We start from the raw sequence: 16,511 nt of genomic DNA on the forward strand, positions 1-16,511 counted from the left end.
GTGGGTAAAAACCCGTAAATGTCATAATTTTTAAGGGTTTATTAATATAATCTTAATCTATCTTTAAGAAATGTCATTTACAATGTGTAGTATGAGACCACTGTATAGAGGTGATTAACTATGAGAATTCTAATTACATTCCAAAACAATCAAGTTCCCGTATATTTCAACACCGATACCAAGCAACCTGTCCAACGTACTTTGAAGCTGTTGACCAGCGCGCTTGAAAATAAATTCAGCAACGGGAAAAGAGCACTGAAGAAATGTCTGAACTCGCTGATCAGCATTGAGATCGAAGGCTCCGAAGCGATCCTGCACAGCAAAAGCGAATTCGACTCATTGGCATTGTCGCTCTACTAAAAATAAGGTTTAGACCCACCCCCAAATGAAACAGCGGCGGCCTAGGACTTGAAAAAGTCTTAGACTGCCGCTGTTTCTATGTTAACCGGGTTAAACCGTTGGCATTTTCTTGTTCTCCCCTATGTAATGAACAGTCCGGGAGCGTATCACAATCGAGATTAAGAGGCCCTCGCGGCGGTTAAAAAACTGCCGCTTTGTGGGCCTCTTCTTCGTGCAGCGCTTTCTCGATCCGAATCAGGAACAAGCGCAGCAGGTTCAAACGCATCGGTTCATAGGTACAGGTTTGGATCTTTTTGATGATAAACCGGTCTATGGCCATGCCTCCTCCGCCTCCATTCAATGATAGAGCCCGGCGCAGGAACATTTTTCCTGCAGCGTTCTTACTCCTACATTAACCCGTTATTCACGGATTAAACGGATTTGCAAGAGGCCTGACGAATTAATCCAACTCTTGCTCGAAGCGTCTCCGCTGCTCCCCTTTTCCCCGGGGAGCGTTTTTCTTCCCGCTTGTTTTACGGTCGCTGCGCTGCCGGGACCGTTCTTTGGCGGCCTGGAACTTCAATTCGCGCTGAGTTTTCCGGTAATTGTCGAGCCGCTTTGGGTCGAGTTCCCCGCTTCGCAGCGCCGCCTTCACCGCGCATCCGGCTTCCCGCTCGTGGCGGCAATCCCCGAACCGGCAGCGTGCGGCAAGCTCCTCGATGTCCGTGAAGGCTTCCGACCAGCCTCCTCCGGCATCGTCCCAAAGCTGCAGCTCGCGCATGCCCGGCGTGTCGATCATGACCGCGCCCTGCGGCAGCGCGAACAGCTCACGGTGCGTGGTCGTATGGCGGCCGCGGCTGTCGCCTTCACGGACGTCCTGGGTGAGCTGGATCTCTTCGCCGGCGAGCCAGTTGAGGATCGTCGATTTGCCGGCGCCCGAGGAGCCGGTCAGGGCGACCGTCAGGCCCGGGCGAAGCAGAGCCTCCAGCCGGTCCCTGCCCCGATCCTCCATGGCGCTGACCGCGATCACCGGGACGCCGGGGGCGATATTTTCCGTCTCTCTTACGTACTGGTCCGGATCTTCGCACAGATCCGCTTTGCTGAGCAAGATTACCGGACTCGCCCCGCTGTTCCAGGCCATGACGAGATAACGCTCCAGGCGCCGGAGATTGAAATCGTGGTTCAGCGCGGCCACGAGCAGCAGCACATCGACATTCGCGGCAATCAGCTGCTCGGTGGGCACCGAACCGGCGGCCCGGCGGGAAATCCGGCTCACTCTGGGCAATATGCCGTGGATGATGCCGTCCTTCTCGCCTGCCGCCATATGGCGCAGCGCGATCCAATCGCCCACGGCCGGGTAGGTCCCCCTGTCCGTAAGCTCGTGCTGCAGCCTGCCGGACAGTTCGGCCCAGCCTTCACCGCGCTCCGTGGTTACGCGGTACTTGTGCCCGTGGTCGGCCACGATCCGGCCGGGGACCGCCCCTGCGAGCCCGAGCCCGGCAAAGGCCTCCTCCCACTTCGGTCCCCAGCCCAGCTTGATCAATTGGCGGTTCATGCTGTCGTTCAGACGGTTCAAGTTTTCCGTTAAATTCAAATTGAATTCCTCCGATTTTGTTGAAAGTTAGCCCCATCTCCTGCTTAGAGGCTTTAGATTCCGGTTAAACGCAAAAAAGACGCGGCCACTTCTCCCGCGTCGTCTCGCTTCATTCCCAGGAATGTCAAAGAACATCTCCGGACACGAAAAAACCGCAGGACCTATACGGTCCTGCGGCAGTTATGCATGGTCAAGGCAATATTCCGTCATCAAAGACAACAGACTATACCGCTCACTTTAAACCAATAACTTATCCTGTCCGGAGACCGTAACCATATGCTTCATCGCAGCGAACAACGTATTGTTTACTCCGTACATATTTACCAGCCTCCTTGAAAAGATTTGTCTACATCATATTCGAATCACCGGTCGTTGTCAACCAAAGTTATCCAAATGATCATTCGGCCGTCCGGCACCAGTTCTCAAGCAGAGGAGCCAATTCATTCAGCTCATTGATCGTGCGCCAAGGCTCCCCGCCCGCCAGATCGTCGGACCAGGCGTGCTTGCGCAGCAGCCAGACCCCGCGGATTCCGACGCGGGAGGCTCCCCATATATCGTTGCGGGGATGATCGCCGACGATGATCGTCTCCTCCGGAGCGGTGCCGAGCTTCTCCAGCGCGATCCGGTATATCCGCTCGTCCGGCTTCTTGATGCCGATATCGCCGGAGACGACGATCGCGTCAAAATGAGCGCGCAGGTTGAGCAGATCGATTTTGCCGTGCTGCAGATGGCTGAATCCGTTCGTTATGACGCCTAGCTTCAGGCCGAGGCCTCGGCAGGCTTCCAGCGCCTCCACCGCATGATTCATCACGCGCGCGTGGGTCATGTAATTTTTATCGTAATAAGCCTTGAGTTCGGTTAAATCGGGCTTGGCCGTCCAAGACAAATTCTCGATCATTTCCCGGAAAAAGCCCTCTTTCGGCCGGTATCCGTCCGCATCGCTCTCGATCATATATGCGACGAGCTTCTCCATCTCCTCCGGACTGCCGACGCTCAAACGCTCGCTAACCAGCTGACGCGCGAATTGCGAAAACGTCCAATCCCGGTCCATCAGTGTATTATCCAAGTCAAATAAAACCGCTTTAATCCGTTCCATGCCTATCCCTCAATTTCTGTATTGATCTCTTTCTTTATTGTAAAACAGCCTGTCAACCGGAGTCTCCGGCAAAATTCACCGCAACTTGCGAGAAATCCATGCAAAAAAGCGCGGAGGACCTTCCGTTCGGAAGGCGCTTCGCGCTCTATGCTTGATTCGTCTGCAATTTATCTAGATGAACCTGCTAAATGACTTGCTCCGGCCGATGGGTCAGCAGCATTTCCTGATCCGTAATGTACAGCGGGAAAGGAGGAATCTCCTTCAGGTAATGCTCTCTTTTCAGCAGATAGAAATCGACTTGATACGGCTGATGCGGTTTTAAAACCGGCAATTTCCCTTTCTCTTCCACATATACATCCACCGCCACTTGCACGAGGTCGAGGTAATAGGGAATCTCGCGGTCCGCCTCTTCAAAAATCTCGTAGGTTTCACGCGACAAATAAAATTTCTGTTCGCTGACCCCGCCCAAGTAACGCGTCAACCGGGGCATATCCAAACTTCCGTCGGACATCAGCAGCGACTTGCGGTTAATGCCGTCCGGCATTTCGGCTTCATATTGAAGCACAGCCTTTTTGACCTCGTCCAGCGTCACCTGCACGGCAGGAGGAGATCCGGCAGAAATACGGCGCTTGCGGCTATTTTTCATCCAGAATAACATATCAAATACCTCCTAACTTGGTTTATCAAAGACAGGAAGCGTTTTCACACTATTATTGTATCCTGAAAGTTCAAATTTGAACGTACTTTGGTCAAATCTTCATGAAATTGACAAACCCGGGAAGGCTTTTTAAATCCGAAAAGCCTTAGCACATCTCTGGATATTCTCCGGCGATTGCGGTAGGATGATAATGTTCGGCTTGTAAAATTCACAAATTTGGGAGGACTCACATGCAAGACGTCATTATCATCGGAGCGGGTCCTTGCGGACTGTCCGCGGCCATAGAGTGCCAGCGACGCGGTTTACATACGATTGTCATCGAAAAAAACAACCTCGTCCACTCGATCTACTCCTATCCTACGCATATGCAATTTTTCAGTACGCCTGAAATGCTGGAAATCGGGGATATCCCGTTCGTCTCGCCCAACGAGAAACCGTTCCGCCACGAAGCGCTCGCTTATTACCGCCGGGTAAGCAATCATTATAATGTGCAAATCGCCGCTTATGAAGAAGCTACCCGCATCGAACGCCAACCTGACGGTACGTTTATCGTACATTCCGTGACCCGCAGCGGGGAAAAGTGGGAATATCCTACCCGGTATATCATCATCTCCACCGGATATTTCGATCATCCTAATATTTTGGGGATTCCTGGAGAAGATACGGGGAAAGTGTCCCACTATTTCCAGGAAGCCCATCCGTATGCCGGCATGAAGGTGGCGGTGATCGGCGGCAGCAACTCCGCCGTCGATGCGGCGATGGAGCTCGTCCGCGTCGATGCGGACGTCACGGTCGTCTGCCGGAGCAAGGAAATGTCCGAGTCCGTCAAGCCTTGGGTCAAACCCGTGTTCGAAAGCATGGTGAGCAAGGGGAGAATCAAGCTGCTGCTGGAATCGCGGGTCATCGAAATCAGGGAGCGGGAAATAGTCGTGGAGTCGGCGGACCGGCGGGAATCCGCGGTGCTGCCGAACGATTTCGTGCTTGCGCTGACCGGCTTCCGGCCGGACCGCAAGCTGATGCTGGAGGCCGGCGTGCAGATGTCCGGCGAAATGGAAAAGCCGGTGTTTAACCCGGACACGATGGAGACGAATGTGCCCGGCATTTACGTGTCCGGCGTCATCGCCTCCGGCCGCAACGCGAACGAAGTGTTTATCGAAAGCGGCCGCGGGCACGGGCGGCTGATTGCGGAGCATATTTGCGGCCTCATGCAAGGCGAAGCCGCGCAACACCCGGGCGACGCCGAATAAGGAGAATTGCAAACATGAATCAAATCGACATGGTGTCGCTCGTACTTTTATTTATGGCGGCGCTTGGAATTTTCAGCAGCAATATGCCGATTACGATCGCGATGATCGTTCTGCTGCTGGTCCGGGTGCTGCATATGCACTACGCCTTCCCTTGGCTGGAGAAATACGGCTTGACCGTAGGGATCATCATCCTGACGATCGGGGTGATGGCCCCCCTCGCCAGCGGCAAACTCTCGCTGCAGACGATGTGGGCGTCGTTCTTTCACTGGAAGTCGCTGCTCGCCATCGGCGTCGGCATGCTGGTCGCCTGGCTCGGCGGCCGCGGCGCCTCGCTGATGGGCAGCCAGCCGACCGTGGTGGCCGGCCTGTTGATCGGCACCGTGCTCGGCGTCGCCTTCTTCCGCGGCGTCCCCGTCGGCCCGCTGATCGCGGCCGGGATCTTGTCGCTGCTGATCGGCAAGGCGTAGCAAGAAGCAAAAAGGTTGCCCCCGTGACATTTGCGGAGGCAACCTTTTTTGCATGATTTCTTAAGTTAAAGAATCGCCTTTTCAAATTTTTTTATTACAAAAAATAGAAATGACTAAATCTAGTCAACTTTGGAATATCAATAATGGCACAATATTTCACATATTTTTCCATGAACTTATTGTTAGATAACACCCTTTTATTGTATATTGATTTCATATAGTGAAAAAAATAACCATATTTTACAATAATCACATTTTAAGAATGACAATATTTAAAAAAGAAAGGAAGTGAACTATTATTTTTATCAATTCGAGAGGAGAATGAATATGATGATTGTCAGTTTAAAACAGACTTTCATGTTTTGTATTTCGTTAGCCTTAGTTTTTACTCCATTAAGTCTACTAAAACCAAATTATGTTTATGCAGCAATCCCCCCTATTAATTCAACTTCATATTATATGGGAACGGTTGACGAAGACACCCATTATGGCATTGGTTATGCAATAGGTATTAACCATAGGAATAGAAGTGGTAAGGATGAAGCTATTATCTTAGATTATGGCGGGCAGAATTCCACGGGTACTGGTGCAACTCTTAGAACTAATCCTGATGCAACATATGCACAAATAAGAGATGCTGTCGTCCAAGTTGCTCGTGGTTATTATGTGGGTACTGGATCCGATTTGGATTCACAATTATTGATTATAGTGGGAACAAACAATTCAGCCTATCAAGTAACTAGTACAGGTGGAGAAGCATGGGCTGAAATGGTTAATGAAATTGGTGAAGATACTGAGGTATACGATTCACAAGTTTCAATTGCTGGTGGAAATGATATGGAAATTGATTTTGCAACAGCTACAAAAACTAGAAATTGGGCGAATGGATATGAAGATGTCAATGACTATCCTTATTATAATTATGGTGATGCTGCTGGTTGTACGACAAGTGTTCTATATGACGGAGAAGATGATCTTGATTGCGTAGCCTATGAGAATACTTGGTCAATGAGCGATTATATATTATGTATCATGGGATGTTCCATCAGCTATGGTTCTTCCTCAAATTTATAATTCATCAATGGCCAAACAATGGAAGAACATAAAAAAGTATGGAGCAGTTAGTAAAGGGGATAAAATGTACATTTCCGGTACATTGACACAAGAAGAGGCGTGTATTCAAAATCCCAATGATGCAACATGCTCAGGTACCAACTCCCCCGCGGAAGCTTGGGAAGATCTAAATGAACGTTTGAATGATGATTCAGATACAAAACAATCAAATATTGAATATTCGACAGATATTTCATGGTATTAAAGATATTCAACTAAATATTGGGGTGATCTTTTATGAAATCGATAAAAATAAAAGCGTTTGTCGGAATTTCTACCCTAGTATTAATTTTTGGGGGTGTCACAATTTTCTCTTCAGAATTAATCGATGTTAGTGCAGCAACCTCTCCGTATGAAGAATTCCCCAAAGAAAAGCGAGAAATGCTGGAGAGCATTGAAAGAAAAAAATATGAAGCACGTTCTGAAATTGCCGGGAAAGAAATTGAACTAAAAAATAAAGAAGCGGAACTAAAGAGGACAGAGGATTTAAAAAAATCACTTACCAATGAAGAATCAGAGGCTCCAATTACAACAGAAATTCTGGATTTTATAGATGACCCTCTTCGGAACAAAGTCATAAAATTTACAAATGGGTGGATTACTCCGACCGAAAGTGGAGCAGTTTCTGTGTATGGTGGAGCTTTAGTAAATGACTTAGAGCAAGGCGTTGTTTTAGTTCGCCATTACGACGAAAAGCGGTTTATGACCGGTAGCAGTATTATTAAAACCCCAGATAAACTAGGGGCAATTGAAATCAAAAACTACAAGGATATGGTACTCACTTTAGTTACTGAAGATGGAACGGAATTGCAATTTGATGTGAGAGTCGAGAAGTTCCAACAGTAAAGGTTGGGGGGATTACTTAATCCAATCGTATAAAAAAATGAATGGGATTGACATGATGTTCAGCCCCTTTTCCATTTTCCATTATTTCGTTTAATTTAGATGATCCAAAAGGCGATATTTACGGTTTCCGTCCAAGGATTTTTCAAGGGGTAAGGGCTTGTCTGCCATTCCACCATAGCTGCAAAATAAAAAAGATAATCAAAACTGCCTTGAACTAACTTTAACAGGTTATTCTCCACATGCGCATACAAATTCAAACTCTGCGGATTATTTGTCTCTCCCTCATACGTATCCTCAGTACACAAACCGCCCAAGCTCGGAATCGAAATATCTAGCTCGTGCGTAAGAGAAATCATAACCTAATCCGGTGTAAACCGAACATGTTATCCGGACCCGGGTAGTTCAGGTCGAATTTCTCCGGATCTTCGCTGTGCCGAATTCGTCGTAGTGGTAGCGCAAGGCGACTTCGCCGTCTTCGTTCAACAGGGCGAGCGGGCCGCTCAGCATGTCGTTCAGGTAGAACAACTAAAGGCTTGGCCCATTCGCTGACTTCGGTCGCGTCTTTAAACCGGGACAACCCCGCTTCTTTAACCGCGGCGGCCTCATCTTCGACCTTCACGTCAATCGCGCGGACAAGCATCGCCATCATCTGCTCGCGGGTAAGCGCATCGTCGGGTCTGAAGCTTCCCTGATCTCCTTCGGCAATCCCGGCGGCCGCAGCCGCTTCAACCCAGCCATAGCTCCATTTGGACGCCGCGACATCTTTAAACGTCGGCTCGGCAGGCGAAACCGGCTTAATCCCCAGCGCGCCGGCCAGCATTTTGCTGAATTGGGCACGCATCAGTGTATCTTTTGGCGCAAACGCGTCGGCTCCCACTCCGTCCACGATGCCGCGGGCGGCAAGCACTCCGATCTCATTGGATGCCCAGTGGTTTGAAGCTACATCGTCGAAGGCCACATTGCGCAGCAGTACGGCGTAAATCCCGGAAGATGAAATATCGGTTCGCACATACCGCCCTTCGGCGTTGTCCGTTATTCCGCCGACATAAGTCCAATAGCCCGCCGCTTCATCATATTGATAGATTCCGAGCTGCTCGCAGTAATCCTCGTCTCCGTATGCAAGCGAAAGCTCGGCTTCCTTGCCGAAATCCGCGGCGGCTTGAATCCGCCATACCGCGCCTGCCGCTTCCAGCGTCCGGCCTTTCTCATCCGTCAACGTAAAATCATTTCCATCCAGCTCGGTCAGCGAAATCTCGGTGTCCTCGGTAAAGGTGCCCGGCACAATCACGAGCTGCGCACGTCCATCCGCCGATCCGACCGTTCCGCCCTCCACGCCGACAACGATCTTGGTTACTGAGGGGGCCGCGGCATTCCCTTTGTTAGCGGATCCTCCAGATGAAGATGGAGACGATGTCGAAGGTGAAGGGTTCGACCCTTGTCCTCCCCCGCCCGTCCCCGGTTCCGTGGACGATCCGCCCAAAGCGACGTAACCGAGCGACCCGTCCGTATATGTATAAATCAGACGGTCTCCGCTAAAGCCTATGTATTTTTTTCCGGGATCGTTCCCGGTAAGGTCATACACTTTTGCCGTGTCCAGGCTGACTCCCTTCAATACCGTTTGCCCGCCTTCGTTGATCAGAAAGGCAGCCTTCGTATCGCCGATCGACATAAAAGCGTACTCTTCGTTTTTGACGCTCATTTCGGTCAAGTCTTGGACCGGGGCAAGCTGATCATCCAGTGAAATTATGGCATACTTGCTTTCCAGGTCTCCGTTCTTTTGCTTGAACAGCATATGCTCCCCATTAGTAACAAACCAGTCGACATAATTGGATCCGCCCAAAGCGACCAGGGAGCGGTTAATCCCGCTGTCCAGCTCCAGCACACTGAGACCGCCGTCGCGGGCGTTAAGGTAGACGACCCGCCCGTTCATCAGCACGGGATATCGTCCTTCGCCGAGATTGGCTTCCGCACCTGTCTTCAGATCGTGATAGATCATGTTGCCATACTGCCGGGTATCCGACCAGACGACACCGTTGCCGTCGACCGTCGGATTAGCGTACGGACCGTCGGTTCGGTTCAATTTAAGTTCGGCCCCGGTTCGTAAGTTATAGCTGTAAATGTCCCAATCGGCGGAGGCGAGACCCTGCTCCCCCTTGTCCGCCCAGACGATCGTTGATCCGTTAATCGCCGGCACATCTTTGGGCACATTCCGGTTCGTTACGGCTGTCTGTTCGCCGGTCGAAGCGTTTTGAACATAAATCTGCTTTTGTCCATTCCCGTCCGTATTCAGCCAGACGACGTAGTCGCCCGATATACTGTAATCGGACCGGCTTACCCCGCTGCCGCTGCCCGCGCTTAAGGGCTCTGCATGGGATACGGCGGAAGCCGGTCCGGCCAGCAAGCCGGAAGTTCCCGCCAAGCAAGCGGCAGCCCAAACGAGGCCCAAAACACGGAGCCTGCCCCGTTTTTTCGTTGTTCTCATGTTCATCTTCGCGTAATTCCTCCATGATTTTTTTGACACAAGAACAGTTTGCAACTGTAATCTCTTACTTCAACTTCCCTCCTTCTATATGACTGGTTACTTAGAATCAATATCTAGTAATCGCAATTCCTATATCTGTAACTTATGTCTTATTTGATATGTCGGAAGTACGAATTGGAAACAGAAGGATCAGGAGTAAATATAGTACTTTGGTCCTGATCTTCATTATTGGTAATCTTTGATAGAGGGTTACTCTTTTTCTAACGTTCAACAATACACGATACACGCTGTATAACTCGCTAGATGTGTCCTATCATTCATTCGGGCAACTAGGAATCACCGGATTCCTGAGGTTTTGGTTTGAGAGGGGGGATCAGCGGGGCATTGGTTAGGTGGTAGTATGGTATATCTGGATGTTAATTAACTGTATTTCCTCCAGCTATTTTCCCTGAATCGTCCAATATTGGTAAAATAACTGCATTACCTCCAGCTAATCGGGCGAAATTCAGCTCAAACGAAGGTTTTCGTCCAAATTAGCTGTAGGTTTTCCTTCTAAAGGTGCAAATGAGCCGCGAGACCCCTAATTAACAGGAGGTTATCCAGTTAATCGTTAATCAATCAGCTAGTTTGAAAAAAACCCGTCCCAAACGCCGGAGCAACATAACCTCTCGGACGATATGGAACGGGCTTATTCTGTATTCTGCTATTCATGCGGGTTTAAATTTTGAATATTGTATAGCTGCGCGTACACGCCATCCTCCTTGGCCATCAGCTCGTCATGCTTGCCGCGCTCGACGATCGAGCCGTTCTTCATTACGACGATGAGATCGGCGTGCGTGATCGTCGACAGCCGGTGGGCGACGATCAGCGTCGTCCGGCTCCTGGACAAATGCTGAAGCGACTGCTGGATCAGATGCTCCGACTCGAGGTCGAGCGCCGAGGTCGCTTCGTCCAAGATTAGGATCGGCGGATCCTTCAGGAACACGCGCGCGATCGCGATCCGCTGCTTCTGGCCGCCGGACAGCTTCACGCCCCGCTCGCCCACCTCGGTGTCATAGCCTTGCGGCAAGGCCAGGATGAACTCGTGGGCGTTCGCCGCCTTGGCCGCGGCGATGACCGCCTCCTCATCCGCTTCCGGGCTGCCGAGCAGGATATTGTCGCGCACGCTGCCGCTGAACAGGAAATTGTCCTGCAGCACCATGCCGATCCGGCTGCGCAGGCTCTCCATCGTCCATTCCCGTACATCCTTGCCCCCGACGGTCAGCGACCCTTTCTGGATGTCATAGAAACGGGGAATCAGTCCGACCAGCGACGATTTCCCTCCCCCGCTCATCCCGACGAAGGCGACCGTCTGCCCCGGGCTTACTTGCAACGAAATATTTTTCAGCACCCAGTTGCCGTTGTCCTGATATTTGAACCATACATTGCGAAACGCCACCCCGTGACTGCCGGCGGGCAGCACGGCCCCGTCTTTGGCGTCGGTCATATCGTAGGGCTCTTCCAACAGCTCCAGCACGCGCTCCCAGGACGCGGACGCCTGGGTCAAAATCGTCGAGGAGTTGATCAGCCGTTTCAGCGGCGCGTACAACCGGTCCAAATAACCGAAGAACGCGACGAACGTCCCCAGCGTAAGATGCCCTTGAATCACCTGGAAGCCGCCGTACCCGATCACGAGCAGCGGCGCGATATCCGTCAAAGTGTTGATAATGGCGAATGTCCAGGCGTTCCAACGGCTGTGCGCCATCGCCCGGCTCAAATATTTCCCGTTGATCCCCGCGAACTGCTTCGCTTCATGGCGCTCCAGGGCAAAGCTGCGGATGACCGAAATCCCCTGAATCCGCTCATGCAGATAAGCCTGAATACCGGCGAGCGCGGCGGAGCGGTCTTTGGTCAGCTTTTTCAGCCGTTTGTACAGCACTTTGACCGCAATGGCATAGAGCGGAAAGATGGCGATCGAGACGACCGTCAGCAGCGGGTTAAGATAAAACATGAAGCCAAGCACGAACACCAGTGTAAAAGAATCCAGCCAGACGTTCATCATCCCGACCTCGACGATGTTCTTCGTCTGTTCGGCGTCGTTGATAAAGCGCGAGATCACCTCGCCCACCTTGGTGTTCTGATAATATCGCAGCGAAAGCCGCTGCAGATGGGCGTACAGCTTGTTGCGCAAATCGTACAAAATTTTGGCCGTGATGAACTGGGCGAAATATTGTCTGGCGTATTCCACCGGCCCCCGCACGATCACGAACAGGAAAAAGGTGCCGCCGAGCACGACGAGGAGCCGGTTGACTTTCTCCCCGAGATCGGCCGCCTGGTTCAGCAATATATCGTCGACCACATATTTTTGGACGAGCGGCAACAGCGACGGAATGCCGAATTTCAGGATCCCGATGATCAAGGTCAATATAATCCATTTGGTATAAGGTCTGGCAAATTGAAAATAAGCTTTCCAATGCTTCAATTCGATTCCACATCCTCCGTTTCTCTTTTGACTGACAAAATGATGTCAGGCCTTCCGCGCCAACAATTCGGCATATTCATCGAGACGCGATTCGACCAGTTCCTCGGTAAGGCCGGAAAAACCCAGATCGGTCCAGCCTTTGTAGATTCCGGGCGGACCCGGCAGCCACTCGATCAGTGTGAGCATATCCCAGTATGGATGGGCCGTTTCCGCCAGTTCGGGGGCCGACTTCAAATAGGCTTCCAGGAACGCGTCCGCCGTTTCCGTGCCGTACAATTGTACCAGATTGACGCGGCAGTGGCCCGTATCGATCCCCGCCGGTCCCCGGCACGCGTTGACCCAATCGACGACGCCGCTGACCCGATCCTCCTGCCAAAGTACATTGGCCGGGTGATAATCGCGGTGAATCAGCCGGGGGACGTAAGCCGGAGGCGGCGCCTGAACACATTCGATAACCTTGGCCCAGGCGGAGGGCTTGCTTGTCCATCCCGGCACTTGAAGCCGGTCGACTTGATTATATGTGAAATAATTCTTTTCCATCGGTTCGGTCTTCGCTTGATGCAAACCGGCGAGCACCGCCGCGAGCCCGGTGATCCAGGACGCCGAGGGCGCCTTAGGCGGCAAAACCACCCGACCCGGAAGGCGGGTCATCAGCACCGTCGGCAGCCCGCAGCTATCGCCGTCCGGGTCGGCGGCAATCCACCGCGGAGACGGTTGTCCCGCGGCTTGGGCCGCTTTAAGCGCCGCCGTTTCGTGCCGGGCCACATCCGGCTCTTCTTTAAGCCATTCCATATCCGTGAATTGCCGCATCACCCAATAGAGCGGTTCCTCCTCAGCCTCGCGACATACTTCCAAAGCATATACCGCCGAGGAGATTCCACCTTGAAGCGGCGTCACCCGCGTTACGCAGGCCCGCTCCCCGGCCTGGCTTGAGGCCCAAGCCAGCACATGCCGGGGCAAAACGGCCGCCTCTGCCCGTTCATTGCTTCCCACGTCTTTCGTCCCCTTCCGATCGGACAACCGCTCATTTTTTCCGAAAAACTGTATTTGTAAACGCAATAATGATATACTCCATATTATCATGTTAGTGCCTGCAATAGGAGGAAAACCATGTCACGACGATTTGTGATCGAAGCCGTGATGGTGGCGATTTACGGTGAATTGCTCGTGCCTTCGGCACCTGTCGAATATATAGTCCCTTACACCACCGTCATGGAACTCTATGAATTTCAAAACAGCCCGGAGCCTCTGATGCACGATCCCGAGGACGACCGGCATGTCAAGAACAAGATCGGCGAACTGATCGCCTATTTGGAGGAGCCGCTGAACCGCAAGAAGCTGGAGCGGGCGCTTACCGTTCCATGGTCCAAAAGCCCGGCCATTTTGTTCGGGGATAATGTGTCCTGGACGGTCGTCAATGCGGTCGACAACGAACAATACGGCGAAGCGCTCGATCCGATCGAGACCGAGATCGTCCTGTCCGCCCAGCGGGAGAACGCGCCGATTCTGACCGACCAACTGGAGCTCATCCGCCGCATCATCGAGATCGAAGCGCCCGTTCAGGTGTTCGATATCGGTGATTTCGACTTCGCGATGGAGGACAGCATCTTCTCTAATCACAATTGACCGCTCCCCAAAAGACAAACCGTCCGGAGATTCCGGACGGTTTTTTACGCTAGCTTATGCAATGGCTTTAGTTGCCCTTTTCGTATTCGTATTCGATATCGTCTTCCGCGGCATTGTATGTCACCTTCAGATTATATCCGTCCAAATACCACTTGTCCGATTCCTCCATGAAAAAGGTGATCCCTTCCGCTTCCGAGGAAATACCGGGCGACACCGGTTCATCGGATTGGATGCCCAGCGAAAAGCCGGGATGAATTTTACCGCCGGAACTGTATCTGGCGAACAATCTTACCGCCTGGCCGTCTTTCAAATCAAGCTCCTTCTTGAACCAAAGGGCGGCTTCCTTCGTGATATTTATCATATGCGTCCCCTCCTGTATGTTCCTTATTTTAGCCCATTTCAAGTAAATTGCAAAAAATAAATTGACACCTCCTTAAACGCGATGATAAAATCGTCAACATACGAGATCGATTTTTGAATTAATTCCCAAGAAAGGTAGGGTGAGCACGGTGTTTAAGAGCTTTATTCATCTAGTTCCCGCATATCGCGATGCGGACGGCACACAACTTAATACCGGAGTAACCCCTGCAGGTATGAATCGGATTTTGCATCGATCGTCTTTCATGCTCCCTGAATTTCCGGGCATGATTTGAGAGCAGCTTTCCCATTTTCGCAGCGGTTACTTGCGTTAGTCAAGTAACGTACGCGGCATATGTTGAAGAATTGAAGGCATATCGTCTACGGACGGTGTGCCTTTTTTGCTGTTTTCAGGGTACCCGCACGCCTTTGCCTTAAGGCTGCCTTGAGATTAGAGAAAAAGGAGGAAACCAAGAGCTATGTTTTCTGTGCTTAAAAATTTGGGATGGTTTTTCCAAAAAGAGAAAAAACGCTATACCGTCGGCGTGATCCTGCTCATCCTGGCGGGAATTATGGAACTCGCGCCGCCGCGGCTGCTGGGCAGCGCCATCGACAGCATCGTCGCCGGCACCGTTACCTGGGCTTCACTGACCAAATATATCGTGCTCATCCTCGCTGTACTTGCCGTCATCTACTTCATCACGTACATATGGATGCATAAATTGTTCGGCGGATCCAACCTGGTGGAACGGCTGCTTCGCACCCGCTTCATGAACCATCTGCTCGGCATGATGCCGCCGTTCTTCGAACGGAGCCGGACCGGCGACCTGATGGCCCGGGCGACGAACGATCTGCGCTCGGTATCGGCGACCGTCGGCTTCGGGATGTTGACGCTGACGGACTCCACCGCCTACCTGTCGGTCATTTTTATCGCCATGAGTACGCTGATCAGCTGGAAGCTGACCCTGGCCGCGATCATTCCCCTCCCCTTCATCGCGCTCGCGATGAAAATTTACGGGAAGGTCATTCACGAGCGGTATACGCTCGCCCAAGACGCCTTTGGCGATATGAACGACCAGGTGCTGGAATCGGTTGGCGGGATCCGCGTCATCCGCGCCTATGTACAGGAACGGAACGACGAGAAACGGTTTGCGGACATTACGGATGATGTTTATAAGAAAAATCTGGCGGTGGCCAAAGTGGACGCCTACTTTGAACCGACCATCCGCCTGTTCGTCGGACTCAGCTATGCGATCGGCCTGACCTACGGCATTTATCTCGTCTTTCACAATGAACTCACCCTGGGCGATCTCGTATCCTTTAATATGTACCTGGGGATGATGATTTGGCCGATGTTCGCCATCGGCGAGCTGATCAATGTCATGCAGCGCGGCGGCGCCTCGCTGGACCGCGTCAACGAAACGCTGAGCGTCCGTCCCGATGTCGAAGATGCGGCGCATCCGGCGGAGGTGGCAAAGCCGGACACGATCGAATTCAAAGATGTGACCTTCCGGTACCCGACTTCGTCGGTGAACAATCTGGAGCACATCGACCTGACCGTTCAGCGCGGGGAAACGCTCGGCGTCGTCGGCAGAACCGGCAGCGGCAAATCTACTCTGCTGAAGCAATTGCTGCACGAGTACCCATCCGGCTCCGGCACGCTCGCGATTTCCGGCGTGCCGATCGGCGAGATCGCCTTGAACCGCCTCCATGGCTGGATCGGCTACGTGCCGCAAGAGCAGATCCTGTTCTCCAAGACGGTCCGGCAAAATATCCAGTTCGGGCTGCCGGGTGCGCCCGATGAGACGATCCTGGAAGCGATCCGCACCGCCGCCTTCGACCAGGACCTCGGCACGCTGTCCGACGGTCTCGACACGCTGGTCGGGGAGAAAGGCGTGGCCCTCTCCGGCGGTCAGAAGCAGCGCGTCTCGCTGGCCCGGGCGTTTATCGCCGACCCGGACATCCTGATACTCGACGATGCCCTCTCGGCCGTCGACGCCCGTACCGAAGCCCGGATTATCGACAATATCCGGAACAAGCGCGCCGGCAAGACGACGCTTATCTCCACGCACCGCCTGTCGGCGGTGGAGCATGCCGACTGGATCGTCGTGCTGGATAAGGGGCGCATTATCGAGCAAGGCACTCATGAAACCCTGCTGGAGCACGGCGGCTGGTACCGCGAACAATACGAACGCCAGCAGGTGGAATCGGATCTGACAGACTAA

General features: G+C 52.2%; 16 protein-coding genes. 8 read left to right on the top strand and 8 right to left on the bottom strand.

The features are described from left to right. The first annotated feature begins 120 nt into the window (after nt 1-120). Complete coding sequence (locus V3851_RS04540; RefSeq protein ID WP_331845333.1) at nt 121-360, top strand: hypothetical protein; 240 nt, start codon at nt 121-123, stop codon at nt 358-360. A gap of 178 nt (nt 361-538) precedes the next feature. Here the strand turns inward: V3851_RS04540 and V3851_RS04545 are convergent, their stop codons facing one another. The 4 genes from V3851_RS04545 to V3851_RS04560 all read right to left on the bottom strand — a co-directional run bounded on the left by V3851_RS04545 (nt 539) and on the right by V3851_RS04560 (nt 3,687). Next, nucleotides 539-679, bottom strand: coding sequence for a hypothetical protein (locus V3851_RS04545; protein WP_331845334.1), 141 nt, complete (start codon nt 677-679; stop codon nt 539-541). A 120-nt stretch (nt 680-799) separates the two neighbouring features. Next, nucleotides 800-1,894 (bottom strand): ribosome small subunit-dependent GTPase A, encoded by a 1,095-nt coding sequence (rsgA, locus tag V3851_RS04550; protein WP_414859267.1) that lies wholly within the window; start codon nt 1,892-1,894, stop codon nt 800-802. A 436-nt stretch (nt 1,895-2,330) separates the two neighbouring features. Further along, complete coding sequence (locus V3851_RS04555) at nt 2,331-3,029, bottom strand: HAD family hydrolase (RefSeq protein ID WP_331845336.1); 699 nt, start codon at nt 3,027-3,029, stop codon at nt 2,331-2,333. Nucleotides 3,030-3,213: 184 nt separating this feature from the next. Next, the gene (locus tag V3851_RS04560) at nt 3,214-3,687 is read right to left on the bottom strand and encodes a DUF3939 domain-containing protein (protein WP_331845337.1); all 474 of its coding nucleotides are present in this window, start codon (nt 3,685-3,687) and stop codon (nt 3,214-3,216) included. 230 nt (nt 3,688-3,917) lie between these two features. On the opposite strand from V3851_RS04560, the gene V3851_RS04565 reads away from it, so the two are divergent. The 5 genes from V3851_RS04565 (at nt 3,918) to V3851_RS04585 (ending at nt 7,360) form a co-directional block, all read left to right on the top strand. Continuing rightward, nucleotides 3,918-4,934 (top strand): YpdA family putative bacillithiol disulfide reductase, encoded by a 1,017-nt coding sequence (locus V3851_RS04565; protein ID WP_331845338.1) that lies wholly within the window; start codon nt 3,918-3,920, stop codon nt 4,932-4,934. Between the two features lie 14 nt (nt 4,935-4,948). Continuing rightward, the gene (locus tag V3851_RS04570; protein ID WP_331845339.1) at nt 4,949-5,401 is read left to right on the top strand and encodes a DUF441 domain-containing protein; all 453 of its coding nucleotides are present in this window, start codon (nt 4,949-4,951) and stop codon (nt 5,399-5,401) included. 327 nt (nt 5,402-5,728) lie between these two features. Then, nucleotides 5,729-6,475: a hypothetical protein gene (locus tag V3851_RS04575; RefSeq protein WP_331845340.1), complete on the top strand. Its 747-nt coding sequence runs from the start codon at nt 5,729-5,731 to the stop codon at nt 6,473-6,475. After that, nucleotides 6,453-6,719, top strand: coding sequence for a hypothetical protein (locus V3851_RS04580; protein ID WP_331845341.1), 267 nt, complete (start codon nt 6,453-6,455; stop codon nt 6,717-6,719). Before V3851_RS04575 ends, V3851_RS04580 begins: the two co-directional genes overlap by 23 nt. A gap of 32 nt (nt 6,720-6,751) precedes the next feature. Beyond that, nucleotides 6,752-7,360 (top strand): hypothetical protein, encoded by a 609-nt coding sequence (locus tag V3851_RS04585; protein WP_331845342.1) that lies wholly within the window; start codon nt 6,752-6,754, stop codon nt 7,358-7,360. A gap of 352 nt (nt 7,361-7,712) precedes the next feature. On the opposite strand, the gene V3851_RS04590 is transcribed toward V3851_RS04585, so the two are convergent. The 3 genes from V3851_RS04590 to V3851_RS04600 all read right to left on the bottom strand — a co-directional run bounded on the left by V3851_RS04590 (nt 7,713) and on the right by V3851_RS04600 (nt 13,296). Then, entirely contained in the window at nt 7,713-9,848 is a 2,136-nt protein-coding gene (locus tag V3851_RS04590; protein ID WP_331845343.1) for an S-layer homology domain-containing protein, read from the bottom strand. A 697-nt stretch (nt 9,849-10,545) separates the two neighbouring features. Then, nucleotides 10,546-12,303: an ABC transporter ATP-binding protein gene (locus V3851_RS04595; protein WP_331845344.1), complete on the bottom strand. Its 1,758-nt coding sequence runs from the start codon at nt 12,301-12,303 to the stop codon at nt 10,546-10,548. Nucleotides 12,304-12,348: 45 nt separating this feature from the next. Next, entirely contained in the window at nt 12,349-13,296 is a 948-nt protein-coding gene (locus tag V3851_RS04600) for a phosphotransferase family protein (protein ID WP_331845345.1), read from the bottom strand. Between the two features lie 117 nt (nt 13,297-13,413). Between V3851_RS04600 and V3851_RS04605 the strand changes: the two genes are divergently transcribed. Beyond that, nucleotides 13,414-13,929, top strand: coding sequence for an ADP-heptose synthase (locus V3851_RS04605; RefSeq protein WP_331845346.1), 516 nt, complete (start codon nt 13,414-13,416; stop codon nt 13,927-13,929). A gap of 67 nt (nt 13,930-13,996) precedes the next feature. Here the strand turns inward: V3851_RS04605 and V3851_RS04610 are convergent, their stop codons facing one another. Then, on the bottom strand, nt 13,997-14,290 hold the full coding sequence (locus V3851_RS04610; protein WP_331845347.1) for a HesB/YadR/YfhF family protein: 294 nt from the start codon (nt 14,288-14,290) through the stop codon (nt 13,997-13,999). A 475-nt stretch (nt 14,291-14,765) separates the two neighbouring features. Between V3851_RS04610 and V3851_RS04615 the strand changes: the two genes are divergently transcribed. Then, nucleotides 14,766-16,511 carry an ABC transporter ATP-binding protein gene (locus V3851_RS04615; protein ID WP_331845348.1) on the top strand — a complete coding sequence of 582 codons (1,746 nt, stop codon included), beginning with the start codon at nt 14,766-14,768 and terminating at the stop codon, nt 16,509-16,511.

The organism is Paenibacillus haidiansis (assembly GCF_036553665.1).
Lineage (GTDB): Bacteria > Bacillota > Bacilli > Paenibacillales > Paenibacillaceae > Fontibacillus > Fontibacillus haidiansis.

Excerpts from the sequence above, each read along its gene's own strand:
- V3851_RS04590 (WP_331845343.1), bottom strand. The coding sequence starts at position 9,848 with ATGAACATGAGAACAACGAAAAAACGGGGCAGGCTCCGTGTTTTGGGC.
- V3851_RS04565 (WP_331845338.1), top strand. The coding sequence starts at position 3,918 with ATGCAAGACGTCATTATCATCGGAGCGGGTCCTTGCGGACTGTCCGCG.
- V3851_RS04555 (WP_331845336.1), bottom strand. The coding sequence starts at position 3,029 with ATGGAACGGATTAAAGCGGTTTTATTTGACTTGGATAATACACTGATG.
- V3851_RS04575 (WP_331845340.1), top strand. The coding sequence starts at position 5,729 with ATGATGATTGTCAGTTTAAAACAGACTTTCATGTTTTGTATTTCGTTA.
- rsgA (WP_414859267.1), bottom strand. The coding sequence starts at position 1,894 with ATGAACCGCCAATTGATCAAGCTGGGCTGGGGACCGAAGTGGGAGGAG.
- V3851_RS04605 (WP_331845346.1), top strand. The coding sequence starts at position 13,414 with ATGTCACGACGATTTGTGATCGAAGCCGTGATGGTGGCGATTTACGGT.
- V3851_RS04615 (WP_331845348.1), top strand. The coding sequence starts at position 14,766 with ATGTTTTCTGTGCTTAAAAATTTGGGATGGTTTTTCCAAAAAGAGAAA.
- V3851_RS04545 (WP_331845334.1), bottom strand. The coding sequence starts at position 679 with ATGGCCATAGACCGGTTTATCATCAAAAAGATCCAAACCTGTACCTAT.
- V3851_RS04540 (WP_331845333.1), top strand. The coding sequence starts at position 121 with ATGAGAATTCTAATTACATTCCAAAACAATCAAGTTCCCGTATATTTC.
- V3851_RS04560 (WP_331845337.1), bottom strand. The coding sequence starts at position 3,687 with ATGTTATTCTGGATGAAAAATAGCCGCAAGCGCCGTATTTCTGCCGGA.
- V3851_RS04580 (WP_331845341.1), top strand. The coding sequence starts at position 6,453 with ATGGTTCTTCCTCAAATTTATAATTCATCAATGGCCAAACAATGGAAG.
- V3851_RS04585 (WP_331845342.1), top strand. The coding sequence starts at position 6,752 with ATGAAATCGATAAAAATAAAAGCGTTTGTCGGAATTTCTACCCTAGTA.
- V3851_RS04610 (WP_331845347.1), bottom strand. The coding sequence starts at position 14,290 with ATGATAAATATCACGAAGGAAGCCGCCCTTTGGTTCAAGAAGGAGCTT.
- V3851_RS04570 (WP_331845339.1), top strand. The coding sequence starts at position 4,949 with ATGAATCAAATCGACATGGTGTCGCTCGTACTTTTATTTATGGCGGCG.